11 protein-coding genes are annotated in these 18166 nt (G+C 52.5%); 8 read left to right on the forward strand and 3 right to left on the reverse strand.

Translation table 11 applies throughout. The features are described 5' to 3' along the window. Positions 1-165: 165 nt before the first annotated feature. The 8 genes from OSC10802_RS0111845 (at position 166) to OSC10802_RS0111880 (ending at position 10877) form a co-directional block, all read left to right on the forward strand. Positions 166-1020 carry a cobalt-precorrin-6A reductase gene (locus OSC10802_RS0111845; protein ID WP_232731667.1) on the forward strand — a complete coding sequence of 285 codons (855 nt, stop codon included), beginning with the start codon at positions 166-168 and terminating at the stop codon, positions 1018-1020. A gap of 127 nt (positions 1021-1147) precedes the next feature. Beyond that, on the forward strand, positions 1148-1645 hold the full coding sequence (locus OSC10802_RS0111850; RefSeq protein WP_017716982.1) for a pentapeptide repeat-containing protein: 498 nt from the start codon (positions 1148-1150) through the stop codon (positions 1643-1645). Positions 1646-2225: 580 nt separating this feature from the next. After that, a complete protein-coding gene (locus tag OSC10802_RS0111855; RefSeq protein WP_017716983.1) occupies positions 2226-4892 on the forward strand; it encodes a Major vault protein in 2667 nt (888 codons plus the stop codon). 599 nt (positions 4893-5491) lie between these two features. Continuing rightward, positions 5492-6937: a family 2B encapsulin nanocompartment shell protein gene (locus OSC10802_RS0111860; RefSeq protein WP_017716984.1), complete on the forward strand. Its 1446-nt coding sequence runs from the start codon at positions 5492-5494 to the stop codon at positions 6935-6937. Then, positions 6912-8831: a family 2A encapsulin nanocompartment cargo protein cysteine desulfurase gene (locus tag OSC10802_RS56140; RefSeq protein WP_017716985.1), complete on the forward strand. Its 1920-nt coding sequence runs from the start codon at positions 6912-6914 to the stop codon at positions 8829-8831. Before OSC10802_RS0111860 ends, OSC10802_RS56140 begins: the two co-directional genes overlap by 26 nt. A gap of 378 nt (positions 8832-9209) precedes the next feature. Then, positions 9210-9941: a serine O-acetyltransferase gene (gene cysE, locus OSC10802_RS0111870; protein WP_304412229.1), complete on the forward strand. Its 732-nt coding sequence runs from the start codon at positions 9210-9212 to the stop codon at positions 9939-9941. 18 nt (positions 9942-9959) lie between these two features. Beyond that, on the forward strand, positions 9960-10388 hold the full coding sequence (locus OSC10802_RS0111875) for a YeeE/YedE family protein (protein WP_017716987.1): 429 nt from the start codon (positions 9960-9962) through the stop codon (positions 10386-10388). 57 nt (positions 10389-10445) lie between these two features. Continuing rightward, complete coding sequence (locus tag OSC10802_RS0111880; protein ID WP_017716988.1) at positions 10446-10877, forward strand: DUF6691 family protein; 432 nt, start codon at positions 10446-10448, stop codon at positions 10875-10877. Positions 10878-10920: 43 nt separating this feature from the next. Here the strand turns inward: OSC10802_RS0111880 and OSC10802_RS0111885 are convergent, their stop codons facing one another. The 3 genes from OSC10802_RS0111885 to OSC10802_RS0111895 form a co-directional block, all read right to left on the reverse strand. Further along, complete coding sequence (locus OSC10802_RS0111885) at positions 10921-14655, reverse strand: helicase-related protein (protein WP_017716989.1); 3735 nt, start codon at positions 14653-14655, stop codon at positions 10921-10923. 180 nt (positions 14656-14835) lie between these two features. Continuing rightward, complete coding sequence (locus OSC10802_RS0111890) at positions 14836-17862, reverse strand: hypothetical protein (protein ID WP_017716990.1); 3027 nt, start codon at positions 17860-17862, stop codon at positions 14836-14838. A gap of 12 nt (positions 17863-17874) precedes the next feature. Next, on the reverse strand, positions 17875-18144 hold the full coding sequence (locus tag OSC10802_RS0111895) for a YciI family protein (RefSeq protein ID WP_017716991.1): 270 nt from the start codon (positions 18142-18144) through the stop codon (positions 17875-17877). Positions 18145-18166 lie beyond the last annotated feature (22 nt).

Consider the following 18166-nt stretch of genomic DNA (forward strand, 5'->3'; position numbering starts at 1 on the left):
CTGCACAATGCCTGGATGAACCCCACCCCCGAACCCCTGCCCCTTATCCCCAGAGGGGCCCCCCCTTCCCCGCTGGCGGGGAGGGGGAGTAAGAGCAAATAAACATAAGAGTGGAAAAAATTTCAATCATTCTTCTACTATCCAACGCCCCATGCCCCACGCCCCATGCCCAATGCTCAATGCCCCATGCCCAACTATCAGCGCGTCTGGCTGATTGGCGGGACGAGCGAAAGTGCCCTGCTGGCAAGCGCGATGGTGGCGGCACAGTTGCCCTGCACGATTTCTGTTACCACAGAAGCGGCTAGGGCCCTCTACCCACCGGCACCTGTGCTGCGGGTGTGGGTGGGGCGGCTCGATGCCGGTCAAATCCGGCAGTTTTTGCAACAGCAGGGAATTGTTGCGATTTTGGACGCCTCCCACCCCTATGCGGTGGAGATTTCCAAGCTGGCGGTGGCGGCGGCGAGGGAGTGTCACATCCCTTACCTGCGCTACGAACGCCCGGCGAGTTCCGACGGGCCATCCCAAATCCCCAAATCCCCCAATCCCGGCACCCAAAATCCCGAATCCCCAATCATTATAGAAGTGGACAGTTTTGAGACGCTGCTGGCGGGCGAGTGTCTGGCGGGAGAGCGGGTGCTGCTGGTTGCCGGCTACCGGCCCCTGCCGCTGTTCCGCCCCTGGCAAGAGCGCTGCACCCTGTTCGCCCGCATCCTGCCTTCGCTGCCGGCGCTGCAAGCGGCTCTGGATGCGGGGTTCACGCCTGACCGGCTAGTGGCCTTGCGCCCGCCGGTGTCGCCTGAGCTGGAACGGGCGCTGTGGCAACAGTGGCAAATTTCGCTCGTGGTGGCGAAGGCGTCTGGAACTGCGGGGGGAGAGGATGTCAAGCGGGCGGTTGCGGCTGAGTTGGGGGTGCCGGTGGTGCTGATAAAGCGACCGGCTGTTGAGTACCCCCAGCAAACCAGTCAGGTGGCGGTTGCTGTGGAGTTTTGCCGGCGGTCCCTTTCAGGCGAAGCGCAATAATCTTCAAGACGCAGCACGAGCGCCTGCGCCCACTGTGCCGGTGTCTGGGGGCGTGGGTGGGGAAATATGATAGAGTTAACCTGCAATCCAAAAAAACTGGCAAGTTTTTCATTAGGAACGATTGGATATGAGGCATTTTCTGCGATTTGCGGCCATTGCTCTGGCAATTTTTATTCTTGTTTCCCCCCTGCCGGCACAAGCGGCAAGTTCTTCTTCCATCAGAGCGGGCAAAATCGACTTAGAGGAAATCGGAAAGGATTTTTCCGGCCAAACTTTAATAGGGGCAGAGTTTGGAAATGCCTATCTGGAGGGGGCGAACTTTAGCAATGCTGACTTGCGCGGTGCGGTTTTTAACGGTGCGCAACTGATTCAGGCGAATCTGCAGGGCGCGGATTTTACCAATGGAATAGCCTATTTGGTTAACTTCACCGGCGCTGATTTAAGGGATGCGGTTTTGGTGGAAGCGATTATGATGCGCTCTAAGTTTGAGGGGTCTGATATTACCGGAGCTGACTTCACTGATGCGGTTTTGGATCGCGAGCAACTGAGTAAACTCTGCGCCAGAGCGGCGGGTGTCAATTCCCAAACGGGAGTGGCGACTCGCGAGTCTTTGGGATGCCGGTAAAGAAATTGGGCGTCGCACAATACCTCGTTCCCAGGCGGAGCCTGGGAGCGCGCGTCTGGAGGCTCTGCCCCCTCTCTACAAGAAGCATTTTAGAGCGGATCTCAGTTATATGAATTACGCATAAGAGCCCCGGTTTCTTTAAGAAACCGGGGTTTTCAGTACCTCACTAATATGAGAAACGGTATCAAAGCGTAACAGCTTGTCAGAGCGGATATAGCAGCAGTCATATTGGTTAGGACGTAGGACAGGCGTCTCACCTGTCAAGCGAGACCTTGAGGCCCGGCGAACGCCGTACCTACGTCTATACGTCGTATCAAGCGTGTCCTAATCTAACTGGCTACTGCTATAGATGTCAGTGATTTGTATCACTATTTGTGCTTAACATCATCCCTAGCAGCGATCTGAATCAACTTTCAGGCTAGGAAAAAGTTTATATAGCGCGTCCTATACCTTCGCGAAAATTTCAGAAACCCGGTTTCTTCAAGAAACCGGGTTTCTGGGCTTAAGCGCGGTTGCGCAAATCATTTATAACTGCTATAATAAGAAAAATGGCAGGAATAACTTCTGGGAGGTATTTTCAATGAAGGGCAGTGAGATAGTCGCTGAGAGTGCGAGAGAAAGTCCGGGAGTGGCGAGCGGCGTAATTCGCCTGAAGCCCCAGCAGTACATTCACGTTCTGGACAACAACACCGGCGTGACGAGGCTGGAGGTTGGCCCGCAAACAATTACGCTTCGCGATCACGAGCGTCTGGTCTTAAAACCCTCTCCGATGATAGTTGTGCCGCCCCGCAATTATTGTGCGGTTGCCAATCCGGTTCTCCGGGATGAGGAAGGCTCGCCGATTGCCGACCGGCACGGACAAATTAAACTGCGCTACGGCGATCGGGAAATTCGCTTCGCGCAAGAGCCTTTTCCCCTGTATCCGGGGGAAGCGCTGGAGCAAGAGGTGACGCGCTTGCACGTTGTGGAGACAAATCAAGCGCTGCGTTTGAGAGCGATTCGGGATTTTTCGGAGGCGGTTGCGGTGACGGTTGATGGCGAAACCGAGACTCAAATGATTAACCGTATCGCCGGCGATGAGTGGCTGTTTGAGGGACCGGGAACTTATCTCCCCCGGGTGGAAGTGGAAGTGCTGGAAACTGTGGCGGCTACGGTGATTAAACCGAACCAAGCGTTGCGCTTGCAGGCGCGGCAGAATTGCACGGACCGGCTGGGAAACCGCCGGCGTGCCGGTGAGGAGTGGCTGGTGAGAGAAGAGGGAGCCTATTTGCCCGGGGTTGATGAAGAAGTGGTTGCCATTGTTAAGGCTTATGTCCTGACAGAGCGGAAAGCGCTGCACTTGAGGGCGAAACGCACGTTTACTGATATGTTTCGCCGGCAGCGGAAAGCGGGCGATGAGTGGCTGGTGACAATCTCGGATGCAGAGATACACATTCCCGATGTCTATGAAGAAGTGGTGGGAGAAGTTGGGATTACGACGCTGGGCGATCGGGAGTGGTGTATTGTGGTCGATCCGATTGGTGAGGATGGCAAGCCGCAATTAGGAAAGCGAGAGGTCCGCCAGGGGAGAGCGTCTTTTTTCTTGCATCCGGGCGAGTCGCTGGAAGGGGGGATTCAAAAAGTCTATGTTCTGGGCGAGCGGGAAGCACTTTTGCTGCGAGCGAAAGAAGCGTTCAGTGAGGGTGAGGGCGACAGTGAGGTCGAGCGCCAGCCTGGAGATTTGTGGATGATTTCCGGTCCGCGAGATTATATTCCCCGCGTGGAAGTGGAAGTGGTTGAGCGGCGAAAAGCAATTCCTCTGGATAAGAATGAAGGGATTTATGTGAGGGATATTCAGACCGGCGAACTCAGGCTGGTGAGCGGTCCGCAGGCTTATATGCTCAGCCCCTATGAGGAACTTTGGGAGAAAGAGCTGCCGCCGGTTGTGGAGGAGTTGCTGGCGCTAAAAATCGATCCGGTTTCTGAGCGCAGTCAGAGTCACAGTACAGGGGGTTCCGAGCCGGTGCAAAAATCTGGAGCCTCGAAACCTGTCGCTAAACGGGATAAAACTAGGGCGGTTGTGTTTCACGTCCCGCAAAATGCAGCGGTGCAAATCCACGACTATAAAGACAGGACCGCCCGCACTGTATTTGGCCCGGATTTGGTGATGCTCGGACCTGATGAAGCATTTACGGTGCTGAGTCTGTCAGGGAGCAAGCCCAAGCGACCGAATGTGATTAAGTCGCTGGCTGTATTGCTGGGGCCAGATTTTATGACGGATATTTTCACGGTGGAAACATCAGATCACGCCAGACTGCAGATGCAGCTGTCGTATAACTGGTATTTTGATGTGGATAGAGCGAATGAGGGGGCGGCGGCAAAACTGTTTCAAGTGCCGGATTTTGTGGGGGATGCGTGCAAGGCGATTGCGTCTCGGGTGCGGGGCGCTGTGGCGGGGGTGCCCTTTGATGAATTTCACCGGAATTCTGCCCGGATTATCCGTCAGGCTGTGTTTGGAACGGATGCGGAAGGTCACGTTCGCGATGAATTTCGGTTTCGGGCGAATAATTTGGTGATTACGAATATTGACATCCAGTCGGTGGAGCCGGTGGATGAGCGGACTTTGGAAAGTCTGCAAAAGTCGGTTCAGATTGCGATTCAAATTACTACAGATGCGCAAGAAGCGGCGGCGAAGCGCGATGCGGAACGGATTGAGCAAGAGGCTAAAGCTCGGCTGGAACGGCAGATTATTGTGGATAAGGGTGCGGCTGAGCTAGAGCGGAAAAAGCTGCTGGAATTCCAGGCTGAAAATGCGGCGATTCAGTCTACGGGACAGGCGATTGCGGAGGCGAGGGCGAAGGCGGAAGCGGCTCGGATTCAAGGGGAGTTGGCGGTGAATCTGGCGCAGCAAGAAGCGGAGGCGGCTCGGATTCGGGCTGAAGCGGATCTGGCGCAATTGCGAGCGCGTCAGGAGGCGGAGCTGGCTCACCAGCAGGCGCTGGTGAATTTGGAGATTGACAAGGCTGAGCGGATGGCTGAAATTACCAGTGCGGAATTCGCGCAGAAAGTTGCGGCAATTGGGCCGGAAACGCTGAAAGCGATGGCTCAAGCAGGACCGGAAATGCAGGCTCGGCTCCTGCAAAGTCTTGGACTTCAAAGTGTGCTGATTACTGATGGGAAAAATCCGATTAATCTGTTTGGCGCTGCTAGCGGTTTGATCGGTTCGGTGACGCCTCCGCTGAGTTCGGAGTCGCAGCGCGGGGGTTGAGTTTTTGGGTGGGTTACGCTGTGGCGTTCCCCACCCTGCTCTTAACCCACCCCACTCTATATAGTGGGCTCCGCACGCGCACCTGTTCAGTCCAGAATCAGGCAAAAGTCCCAGCTGCAGCACAGGACTCGATAAATCGCGCCGGTACAAACCACCGGCGCTAAAACGCGCTCCGCTCCGACGCATTACGAATAAGTGTATATACATACAGTATTGCGCGATAAATCGCCTCTTTCCACGAACGAGGGGGATTTATCGCGTCTGTACAAGAGGCTCCCCCGCTCGTAATGCAAAAGAGGGATGCCCCACAGTTTTCCTCCCTCTCGACCGCTCACTGCCCTTAATTCGCCAAAAGTATGCGGCTAAAGGCCCGCTAACGACTCAATAATCAACAAAAACGACATGTGCTTATGGGAATTTGCTTTGTAATAAAAATCACTTTTTTTTTTAAGGTTTTTTTTCTGGTTCCTTGCGGGGTAGAGGTATAAACTTTGTAAGTGTAAGCAAAATGACTTACTTAGCTAACAGAACCCGCATTCAAAGCTAAGTATGAGGGATCTTTTTGGCTATTCAATCGGCACAATAATTGCTGAATTACTATGATCGCAATCGCAACAAATCTAAACCGGCAGCAACAAAGCATTGACACCCAAGTCGCTCGCAACCTAGCGGTCACGACGAATACCGTCCCGCAAATGACGGGGATTACACCCCGGTGGCTGCTGCACTTCCTGCCTTGGGTGCAAGTGCAATCGGGAACGTACCGCGTCAACCGCACCAAAGTCGTTCTCAAACAAAGTCCAAAAGTTCGGGTCAGTAACAGCAACGGCTACTCGAATGTCGCTCCAGAAGACCTGCGGACAATCCCCATGCTGTCAGATATCGCTATTTCTGACGCAGCGGCGCTCGCCAAGCGCTTCCAGAGCGTGTCTTTTGGGATGGGAGAAACTATAGTTACGGAAGGGCAAAAAGACGACAAATTCTATATTGTCGCGCAAGGGAAACTAGAAGTGTTAGTGCGGGGCGAACAAGGCCAACCCTTGCGCCTTGCCGTTCTGGGTGCGGGAGACTACTTCGGCGAAGTCGATCTCTATAAAGATATGCCCAGCGACGCGACTGTTCGCAGCCTCACCCCCTGCCGGTTGCTGGTGCTTTCTAAAGGCTGCTTCGACCAAGTGGTGAGTCACTCTCCCACCGTGCTGGAAAACTTGCGGCAGGCGGAGGAAAATCGCATGCGGTTAAAGTCCCTCCTCAACCTGTACGGGGAAGAAAAAGTTGCGCTCGCGGCTGGCTACGAGGGCGAAACTGAGTTACCGGCTTCTTTTGTGGACTACGAAAGCGAACCGCAAGAGTACGAACTGAGTATCGTCCAAACGATTTTGCGCGCTCACACCCGCGTTACCGACATTTACAATGAGCCGATCGACCAGTTGCGCGAACAGCTCCGCCTGACAGTCGAAGGCATGAAAGAGCAGCAAGAGTGGGAAATTATCAACAACCCTGCTTTTGGCTTGCTCAACGCTGCCGCGCCCTCAATGCGCGTTCAGCCTCGCTACGGTGCGCCGACTCCCGACGATCTCGATGAAATGCTGGCTCGCGTGTGGAAAAAACCGGCTTTCTTCCTGGCTCACCCGCGAGCGATTGCGGCTTTCGGACGCGAATGCACGCGCCGGGGCGTTCCGCCAGTCACCATCAATCTTTTCGGCTCTCCTTTTATAACATGGCGCGGCGTGCCAATTGTGCCCTGCGACAAATTGGAAGTGAAAAACCGCACCGGCAGCCCCTACGGTCCTGGCAAGACGAATATCCTGCTCGTGCGTGCCGGTGAAAAAGAACAAGGCGTTGTCGGCTTGCATAAAGTGGGCATTCCCGGCGAACAAATGCCCAGCCTTTCCGTGCGGTTCATGGGCATCAACGAGGTGGCAGTCGCGTCTTATTTAATGACGCTGTACTTCTCCTGCGCTGTCTTAACCGATGATGCTCTAGCCGTGCTGGAAAACGTGGAGGTGGGATACTACCATGACTATCAATATCCCAGCGCATAACGGTAAAAGCGGACATCACCCGCCTCAAGACGTGCCATTACCTCCCACCGGCGACAGTGGGATCTTTGACCCGCTCTCTGTAGAATCGCTCGCGAATCAGCTTTATAGCGCTTTGCCAAATGGGAGCGGCGTCGCAGCCCCAGCCGGCACCCAGCCGGCAGTGGAAACTATCGGGACTGTTGCGCCGTCTGAAATCAATAGTTCTGGCATGAGTGGGGTGGCATTAGTGGGGAACTCCGCACCGGCACCAGCCCTCAGCGAGGACGCATTAACCGCAATGGCCAAACAGTTGCGAGCGCAGATGCTTCCCGCTAACCTGGAAACTAACGTGTTTCAGGCATTCGCACAGCTGGAACCCGCCGCACCTTCCGGCGAAACGGCTGCTGCTCTGCCCACAACTTCCGCTTCCAGCGATGCCTTGAATGTGGAAACTTTGAAAGCGGTGGCACAGCAGCTGTACGCCCAGATTCCCCAGATTTACCCCAGCGGAATTCCGGGCAATTCGATTCCCGCGCCTCCAAGGCCAACTTCTATTTTACCGCTCAGCGAGCCCGATTTGCAAAGGGCTTTCGCGGATGCGGGAGCGCAAGCCAGCCAGAAGCCGGTGCGGGAAACATCCCAGCCGTCGTTCTATTTCCTGTCTCCCCCAGCAGTGGAAAACCTAGGGTTACAGTCGGGGGCAATTTTTGATGTCAGCGCCATCCGCAAAGACTTTCCGATTTTGCACCAGAAAGTCAACGGCAAACCGCTGATTTGGCTGGATAACGCCGCCACAACTCAAAAGCCGCAAAGCGTTATCGATGCTCTGTCGCTGTTCTACCAGCGAGACAACTCCAACATTCACCGAGCAGCCCACACTCTGGCGGCGCGTGCGACGGATGCCTATGAAGGAGCGCGGGAGAAGGTGCAGCGGTTTCTGGGTGCGAGTTCGTCGTCGGAAATTATCTTCGCGCGGGGAACCACCGAAGCGATTAATCTGGTGGCGCAAACCTGGGGTCGCAAGTACATTCAGCCCGGAGATGAAATTGTTCTCTCGACGCTGGAACACCACGCCAATATTGTTCCGTGGCAAATGCTGGCGCAAGAAACGGGAGCAATTTTAAAGGTTATTCCTGTTAGTGAGCGCGGGAAAATTCTGCAAGAGGAATACGCCCGACTCTTGGGACCGCGCACTCGCATCGTTGGGATCACGCAGGTTTCTAACGCTCTCGGAACCATCGTTCCAGTGCGGGAGATGACGCAAATCGCCCACCGGCACGGGGCAGTCGTCCTGGTTGACGGGGCGCAGGCTGTCTCTCACATGCCGGTGAATGTTCAAGATATCGGCTGCGATTTTTACACCTTTTCTGGTCACAAACTCTTTGCGCCAACAGGAATTGGTGTCCTGTACGCCAAACGGGAAATCCTGGAGGATATGCCCCCGTGGCAGGGTGGCGGAAACATGATTCGCCATGTGACGTTCGAGAGAACGATTTACAGCGATCCCCCGGCAAAATTTGAAGCGGGAACGCCTAATATTGCGGATGCGGTTGGACTGGGTGCGGCGATTGACTATATCACCCGCCTGGGGATGAGCAATATCGAACGGTACGAACACCAGCTCACCGAGTACGCAATGGGACGCCTGGCGCAGATTCCGGGGTTGCATCTGATTGGTACGGCACCGCACAAAGTCAGCGTGCTGTCGTTTATTCTGGATGACATCCCTGTGGAACAAGTTGGGCAGCGCCTCGCCCGAGAAGGGATTGCGGTGCGTGCCGGTCATCACTGCGCTCAACCGACGATGCAGCGGTATAATCTGACGGGTACGGTTCGGCCTTCACTGGCTTTTTACAACACTTGTCAGGAAATCGACACGCTCGTAGAAGTCCTGCGGACTATTCGCTTCCGCTAACTGGAATTTTTCGCACAAGGGGACATGATAAATGTCCCCTCACCCCCCCAAACCCCGCACTTTGGGGTGAGGGGGGAGCTGCTGCCTCGGAGCTTTTTTAGCAGAAATAAAGAGAACATCAAGAAACCAGGTTTCTCTCGTTCCCAGCCTCAGGCTGGGAACGCAATCTGGAGGCTCTGCCTCCTTTCAACGGAAAAGCAGGTTAAAAGCCTAACAGCTGAGTAAGTAAATTAATCGGACATATTTACTGGAGGTAATCGGAAAGTGCTGCTCGAAAACGCTCAAACCCCGACAGAAGTAGCCCAAAATAGTCAGACGGCAAATTATAATGACGCCTCCTCACTAGGAGAGAGTTTTCGCCCCGTCAGAGCTAACCCTATCAGTATTTTAATCGCTGATTGGCAAACGATTTCTCAGCGCGATCCAGCTGCCCGCAACTGGCTGGAGGTGCTGTTTTGCTATCCTGGATTGCACGCTCTGTGGTGCCACCGGCTAGCGCACAGGCTGCACATTATAGGCATTCCTTTTCTGCCTCGTTTCCTGTCTTTTTTGAGCCGATTATTCACGGGAATTGAGATTCACCCAGGCGCTAAAATTGGCAAAGGGGTGTTTATCGACCACGGGATGGGAGTGGTGATCGGCGAGACGGCTATTGTCGGCGACTATGTGCTAATTTATCAGGGGGCGACTCTGGGGGGGACGGGAAAGGAAAAGGGCAAGCGCCATCCGACGCTGGGGAATAATGTTGTTGTGGGTGCGGGGGCGAAGGTGCTGGGCAATATTCAGATTGGCGATAATGTTCGCATCGGTGCGGGGTCGGTGGTGCTGCGGGATGTGCCGAGTAACAGTACGGTGGTGGGGGTTCCTGGGCGCATCACTCGTCTGAATGGGGTGAGGGCTGACGCTCTGGATCACAACAGCCTGCGGGATGTGGAAGCTGAGGTGATTCGCGCTTTATTTGAACGGGTGAAGGAGCTTGAGAAACAGGTGGTCCAGTTGCAAGCTGGATTCAATCCGCCCCCGGTGCCGGTGGTTAGCGAAAAAACGGATAGCGAAAAGTGCTATTCTGATGGGGTGATTGAAGACTTTCTCGATGGGGCTGGAATTTAGGAATTCCAGAGGGTTCAAATGACTGAGTTTAACTGGGTGACCGGCTTGCTGGGCGGTTTGCTCATCGGCACGAGTGCGACTGTCCTGCTGGCATTCAACGGTCGGATCGCTGGGATTAGTGGCACGCTCAACAGCGCCCTCAATTTAGCGTCAGGCGAAGTCTGGCGCTGGCTTTTTCTGGGCGGACTGCTGGCGGGGGGCGCACTCTATGAATATGTCCTCGCACCGGCACCGACACCGGCATCTGAGTTCGCTCCCTTGGCAATGATTGCCGGCGGCTTTCTGGTGGGCTTCGGCACGCGCATGGGCAACGGCTGCACCAGCGGACATGGGGTGTGTGGGCTGGGCAGACTTTCGCTTCGCTCGCTGGTGGCTGTTCTGACTTTTTTGGGCACTGCGATTGTCACGGTTTTCGTGACGCGCCACGTCCTTTTCTTGTCAACCTGAGAAAGAGCCAGACGCGATAAAATAAATCGCGCTTTTACAAGATTGAAGGTTGAAAATATGAAACAAAATCTGGTAGCTTTGATTGCAGGTGTGCTGTTTGGTCTGGGTTTGGGTTTTTCCCAAATGATTGACCGGCAGCGGGTTCTCGGGTTCTTGGATGTCACCGGTGCTTGGGACCCGACGCTGCTTTTTGTGCTGGGCGGGGCTGTTGGCGTGACGGTGATTGCGTTCCGTTTCGTGTTGCGCCTCCCGCACCCATTCTATGCGGAAAAGTTTGAATTGCCTACTCGGAAAACCATCGACAGAAAACTGATTTTGGGGGCGGCTATTTTCGGTGCCGGTTGGGGAATCGCTGGATACTGCCCAGGACCTGGCCTCACGGCGCTGGTGCTGGGCATCTGGAATCCCGTTTTGTTTGTAATCGCGATGATTGCCGGTTCGCTGACTTATAAATGGTTCTCGACTCGGTTTGAGGGGCGAATGGGATAAAACAGTTAGAGGTTGGGGGTGCGTTACGCTTCGCTAACGCACCCTACTTTTCTTTGGACAGAATCAGGTTGAGGACGTTCAGCTCACTGGAAGTTAGGAGGTATTTGTCGGTAAAGATTTTTTCCCTCATCTCTTCTAAACTGTAGCTCCTGAAGATAAGAAATGGGAATTCTCCATACTTGCGACCGATGGGCAGGGTGTTGTATGCTGGGTACAGGGAGTGAACATACCTGGACATGAGCGTGCGAAATTCGGTGTCTTCTTCCTCTTCGGGATTGGTTTTGAAATAGTCCCGCATCGCCTCACCGGCAATAAAGGCAAATAGTGGTAAAGCATAATACTGATCGTCTCGCTGGCTGCTCTGCTCAAACCACTGAGTTCGGGTAACTTCCCCGCTGAGCAATTTCACCAACTCCATCGCGCCACCCCTGAGGGCGGTGCGCAGGTTTTCCGGGTACTCCAAACTGTGGCTAATCGCCCGCATTTTCGCGATCAGTTCGGGGGTGGCGTGCTTCCTGATCTGCTGCTCCAGCCGAATTTGGTAAGTTTCTTCCAGGGTTTTCTCACCCACCGGCACCACCAGCAAGCTGCCACTGATGTGCCCCGGTTCTATCTTACCATAATCTAGCAATTTGTCAAAACTTCCGCACAGCTGGGAAAACTGCCGGTTGAACAAGTCTCGCAAGGAAAGATAGGAAAGCTGTTCAGAAAGCCGGTTTCTTGGAGAAACCGGCTTTCTGGGTTTATCTGCATCGAGCAAGGTAAATTCGGCTCGGCTGAGAATTTCCTGCAAACTGGTATAAACCTGCTGAAGCGTCAGGTTGCTGGGACGCCGGCGGTGTTCGTTCTTCAGTTCTCGGATTAGATTCGTCATCTGACTGGTAAAGGTATCACCGGCTGCTGACACAGACTTCCCGCCGATAGGAATCATCATAAACTCTTTCCTGCCCAGACGCCAAGCCCCCACAATCCTCGTCATCACGGAAATCTTGAGAATCAGCAAGATATTTAACAAACTTAGCACGCTTTCCTGGATAGAAAGCTGGCGCTCTTTGGCATAATCCTCGAAAGACATATCCCGCTCTTTGGGGTAATATAGCGCTCGATCGGACAAGTAAAAAATCAGCTCCTTGTCTTCGCCGTCGAGCGTCTTGCTTTCCCCATTTTCCCAATACTCCCCACGCGCTCTGTAGATCACCTGGATAACTTCCATCAGGTTTCTCTCTACCTGGAAGCGGGGAATTTCCGCCAGGATGCGCTTCGCCTTGGGAAAGGACAGCCCCCGACTCGCGGAAGAGGTCATAAAGATTACCTTGACATTATTCTTGTGCCGGTGTATATTTTTCTTAGCCTCCTCGGAGAGATTGGCGTGTATTTCCAGGTAGTCCTCATTCTCCTTGAACTTTTCCCGCCGGCTGCGAAGTTTCTCAATTAGCTCCTGCAATCTCTTTTTGTCCTGGATGTACACCAGCAGCTGATCGGCGTCTGGATGTTCCAAGTAGGCGCTGATGTCCTCGGCTATCTTTGACTGTACGGCTTTCACCAAGCTGTTCCCTTTATATGAAAACGCCTCCTCGCTGTATTTCAAGCACTCGACAAACACCTTATAGGTGATTGACAAACTGCGAGCGGGGTAGGAGTTGGCGTTGATGGCGATAGCACCGGCTCTCTTAAACGGAAACCGCGACACAGAAATAGGCGCTGCGGTTTGTTTCGCCATCCGGAAATAGATTTTGTCGGGTTCCGGTGAGGCTTCCGAGAGGTGCTGGGTGATGACTTCTGGGTCAACAATAGAGGCGTCTGCAACAATGACTTTGGTGTTGAAACCGTGCTTCGCTAGCTGAAACCGGCTCAAGAACTGGCTGATTCCTTTCAGGAAGTTGACGCCGCTATCGTCGCCGGTGATTTCGTCTACCATTATGAAGACGTGCTTTATCCTTTGCGAGATTTGGCGCATCGCGGAGGGGATGACTTTCCCCTCGCGTTTATTGTAAGCACCTTTGAAGATTTTGTCAAGGTGTTCTAGGGTGTTGGCTCCATTCGGGGTTATCCGCAAAGACTGGATGGAAGCTGTGGCGACAATATTATTGCAGCTCTTGCTGTCGATGAGGGCGTGGATTCCTTCGCAGATGCTAGAGAGTACGCCGGCGGTTCGCTCGCCAATATCTCGAAAGGTGTCTTCAGTTTCTTGCTTGAGGCGCTGCGGTTGCTGTTCCCGGCGCTGGCGCTCTCTGGTGGCGTTGAGGAAGTGGATGGACTTGGCGGTAAAATCATCCTGGCGCTGATTGGAATGATACTCGACTGTGGGTTTTCCGCCGTTTTCTTTGATGATGCTGGCGTTGGTGTTGATGCAAAACAGCCGGCTGTCGGACAGTTGCTCGGTGTCTGGTGATTTGAATTTCTCGATAATGTCTAGGTTGACTTGTTTGCGGGGACTGACGTAGAAGAACAAAAACCCCTCATCGAGGTGAGCTTGTAGGAAGTTGGCGATGGCTGTGGTTTTGCCAATTCCGGGATTGCCGGTTAAAAATATATAGGTGTCGTCAGAAACCAGGGCTTTTCTGATAAGTTCAGCGTGAGCGTCTCTCAGGTGGGATTTGGGACTGATGTCTAGCTGAGATGCTAGGTCAGCCGATATGGTATCTATAGAGTTGAGAAAGCCATCCATCCGCTCGGTGTGAGTGATTTCTGCAATCCCGTCCTCTCTGAGACTGAGAGGTTTTTCTGACAGCGCCTCGACAAACAGCTTCCCATCAGTAAAACTCCGATTTGCATTTCGCTGGATAATCCCTAAAACCTCTCGGCGAGCGATGTTGATTTCCGGTTTTTTAGCTTCATTTTTGTAAATCTTGGCACAAGTTGCCAGTACGTTTAAGTTTTCTGGGCGCAGGGACATGGCGCTGATGCCCCGGTCACTGTACCCCACTGCATTAAACACCACCGGCGCACTTTCTGTCAAGATGCAGGTCTGTAACAGAAATCCATAGAAGCTGTGAGCGTAGGAAGCAGCTTGGATTAATTTGGCGCTTTCTTTGTCCTCCCGCTTAAAGGCGGTGAAGTACAGCTTCAAGTCCTCGGAAAACTCCACCCCCAAGTTGCCGGTGGAGCCGGTGTCTATCCGCAGTTTGGAGAAAAAGCTTTTGGAGCGCAAATAGCTAATCTCGCGCAGCAACATGCGCCGCTGATTCTCCAGTTCTCTGTCTTCCAAGTCTAAGAGGTCTTGTGCGGACTTGACAGAAAATACGGATAAGTCTAGGGAAAGAATCCTGTACTTATCTCGGTTTTTCAAGAGCATCAGGGTGTCCGCTTTCAAAAACTCTCCCTTGTTTTTGTGCCGGCGAATCACCGTATCCAGGTTATCTAGAGTGCCAAACTGAGACAGGAACTCGGCATATTCTTTATCATCAGGATTTTTGGAATAGGTTTTGATGCTGTTCTCCCCACAAAAGCTGCACTGGTAATAGAGAATTTCGGTATTTGGCAAGTGCCGGTCGTCCCAACCGGCAGCTTTGATGTACTCCCCGAAGAAGTTTAACCCAGAGAGGAAGCCTTTCTGGATCGTGTACAGGCTCCACTTTTCTACAATCCCGATATTCTCAGTGCTGATCAGTTCTTCATCCTCAACCATCCGCTTCAGCATTGCGGGGAAGTGCAAGTGCTGCAAATCGTGCCGGTACAGGTTGCCAAAGTTGTGCTTGATCTGGTGGTGTTCGATAAAGGCGAGGATGCCAATATTGAACCCCACCTCAAAGAGCCGGCCTAAGTTTTCTGCTATCATATTTTACTGCTTTGCTACGTTTATTATTTTACTCCAATTCCCCTCGTTCCCAGCCTGAGGCTGGGAACGCTGCTCGCTTAGGCTCTGCCTCCTTTTTACAACAAGCAGATTAAAAGCGTAATAGCTTATAGTCCTTCCCTCTTGGAGGGGAGGAGGGCTAAAGCCCTACTACGAACCTTTTTATCTAGATGCCTCCTCTATTAATGCTTTCTTAATCTCGGTCATAAAGGCCAAAGCGTTAAACTCAATCTCCCCTCTCATGTGGTTAAATATAGACAGCTTCCCAAAGGAATCATCCCCGATGATATTCTCGTAAGGGTCGAGTTTTAAACTGATGTTGCTGTTTTTCTCGAACCTCGAAAAGTGAAACAGCGTCAGGTATTGCAGCAAGTCAGCTTTCAGGGGAGTGTCCTCCAGCAATCCCCGCCGGATATCCATGTCATCGAGAATGCCTTCATAGATATTCACCAGTGTGGCGTAAGAAACAACGCCATTGTAAAAGCGCTCCTCGCTGCTCCCTACCGTAATCCCATTAAACAGGTTGAAAAACACAACAGCTTGCTGCTGGGGATCTCTGGACACACTTGTTAGCTGCTCGGTGTCTGTGACATACAGGGATTTAGCACGCCGTTCTCTTCTCTCCTTGTTGATGACGTAGTATTTATCAAAAAACACCGGGTATATCTTAATGTCCTGACGCTCTCCCTTCAACTCCTTGATTAGTTTGGGCGACATAAAATACAGTTCCTCTTCCCCCTGACTCCGGGTGATGTGCAGGGTGCTGGAATAGGGAGCTTGCGCGATATACAAAAAGTGCCGGTAGCCCTCACGATAAAGATTGTCCACCGTATTGATGAGCACCGGCGCGTCGCGATAGATCCGCCAATTCGGGTAATTGTCAGAGAAAGTCTTGAGAATCTCCAGCCGAACAGTACCGTCCGCTTGGCGCGTGACGCTCACCACTTCTCCCAGCAAATTGGAAATGCGGCTGTTCCGGTTCCTGCTCCCTGTCCTAGCGTCGCTCTCTACGCTGGATACTATAATAATAGCAAGTTTTTCTAGCGTTGGAAACTCATCGACGAAACGAAACTTTTTCGGAAGCACAGAGTACAGGGAACTCAGACCATTAGCAATGGTGTACCCTTTCAGGTTCTTCACCCGGAACCCTTGCGAACTGCACCGGCATTTCTCATTCAGCAGGTGGGACAGCCCTTTAGAAAGGTTTGCCAAAAACTTCTCAACCGGAAAAGGATTATTGTCGTCGCCCTCGTGCAACCGCAGCATCGGGACAAATAAATTGTCCGGAGCATTTTCCAGCAGAAGGTTCAGGCATATAAGCGCCAGCACGACCCAGGTGAACTGGTAAACAAAAGCCTGAGAGATGTCCAACCGATTCGGGTTATTCTCGTTTAGATGCCGGTTGTCGTAGGGAAACAGGATTAGCTTGTGATGCTGCAAATTTTTGGTGTATTTTTCCCAGCAGGGATCTTGTTTGGGAACCCAAGCCACCGCCAGCGCACTTACCCCTTTTATATCATATTCCCAGCTGAACTTTTCCCGCTCTTCAGCCGGAAAGTAGCGGATATCTTCTATCGTAATGCTAGCCGGCAGCTGGCAGAGAGCGCCCTCATCCACATGCGCCCCGCCAATCGAGATATATCTCAAGCATTCCTTGGGATTGCGCCCCAAAACCTCCCTTAAAAAAGCCCCGTTAATCATGCTGTCGATCTCCCCTGGCGGGTTCAGGATGCCTTTCCTCACCGCAATCTGGATGGGATAGGTTCGGGTTGCCAAAATCGTCTGTCTCTCCAGAAAGTTTTTCAGCAGTTCCTTCAGCCGGCTTATCTTGTGGCGCACATTATACTCATTGAAGCCTCGCACAATTCCCCGAAATAGTTTCTTTTTCGCCTCCTCATTATCCCCCCGCAACACCGGCAAAACTTTTTCAAAGCCGGCAATTGGATCGTACTCCAGCTCGGAGTCAGGACTGTAATTGGGGTCTAAAGGATTGCTGCGAGAAGCAAAGACAAAAAAGTACAGGAGCACTCGCCTCAACACCCGTTTAGCAAAGCTTTCCTGCTTAGAAGAGTCCCCGATTTCCTCCTGATGTTTCTTGCTGTCTGGATTGATGATATCCAGATTGTAGTCAAAGACTTCATCCCCTCCCAGCGCTTGCACCTTGCCGGCCAACTTCAATTTTAGGCCAAAAACAAACTGAATCTCTCCCCCGCTCCTGTCCGTATTTTCTCCCAAATACCCGCCTACAATAGGAATGATCGGAAGGGAGTCCAGAGCTTCAGCGCGGGAAAACGCATCTTTATAGTTAACCGTCGCCCCAGCATAGCTCACTTCATAATGGCCATCCGGTCTGTCAGCGCTGATATACTCTTCTATCAGCCTCAGACGCCGAATTAAATCTCGCAGATATATAAGTCCGGCGGTGTCTTGCGTCTCGATGCTGTCTCGCAGATACTCCAAATAAGTAATTTCCGCTTCCTTCTTCAGCTTCCCCAGAGTTTCTGTATCGACAATTTCCTGCAGCTGGTAAAATTCAGAAAATTCAGCGATTTCCAGACGGTCGAGAGCGCTATACAAATCTGCCCTGTCCTCTTCACTTTCCCAAGGCACTTCTTGCTCAATGTAGTTTTCCAATCCCCGCTTGAGATTTTCTTGAAACTCATCGATATTCCGCACCGCAATTGTGAGTTTGTGGAATTTCAGCAGGGACTCACCACCGGGACGGTCGAATTCTAGACTGAGTTTCTGTTTCACCAGGTTATCATACCGCTTGCCAAAGTCGTAGGCCAAACCCAACTGATCTGGTTTTCTCGTCGGAAAAGATTGCAAATCGCGCGTGATTAAACCGGCAACCAGTTCCTGAATAGAGCCGGTTTCTCCCAGTGCGGATTCTAGCTTCTCCCTCAAACACTCTCTTATCTCCCGCACCTTACCCGGAAAGACTTCTCGAAACCCCCGGCTAAAGTTGACACTTGCGGAGCGAACACTTTGCGAAGACTCCAGGGGATTCTGCACCTGCGCCGAAGTCGCGAGAGAGGCGGCTAATTCATCAATATCAACAAGCAACTTGCGGCGATCTCCCGATATCCTGAACGGATTGTGATTCCGCAAAGCCCGTAAAATCTTGTCCAGCAAATCGCTGTAGTTCACGGCGACTAAATCGCCGTCCCCCTGCTGTAAGATGTTCACTCCGTTCCCTCTTCAGAACACTTGAATCCACTCTTTCACATTATACTCCGTCCAGATGCCGTTTTGCCAGTACGGATCTGCCTCAACCAGCCGGCGCACCGTAGCTTCATCTTCCGCCTCGTAGATGCCAAACACCTTGGTCACATCCTTAGTTGGGCCAACTGTAATTATAACACCGGCTTCTTTTAGCTTCTTCAGCCCATCCAAGTGAGCTTGCCGGAAAGGCTCCCGCTTTTCCAGCACATTCTCACAGTAACTTCCCCACATCACATACTTAGCCATACTTAATACAAAATTTAGATTT

It is taken from the genome of Kamptonema formosum PCC 10802 (assembly GCF_000332335.1).
Classification (GTDB): Bacteria; Cyanobacteriota; Cyanobacteriia; order Cyanobacteriales; family Oscillatoriaceae; genus Oscillatoria.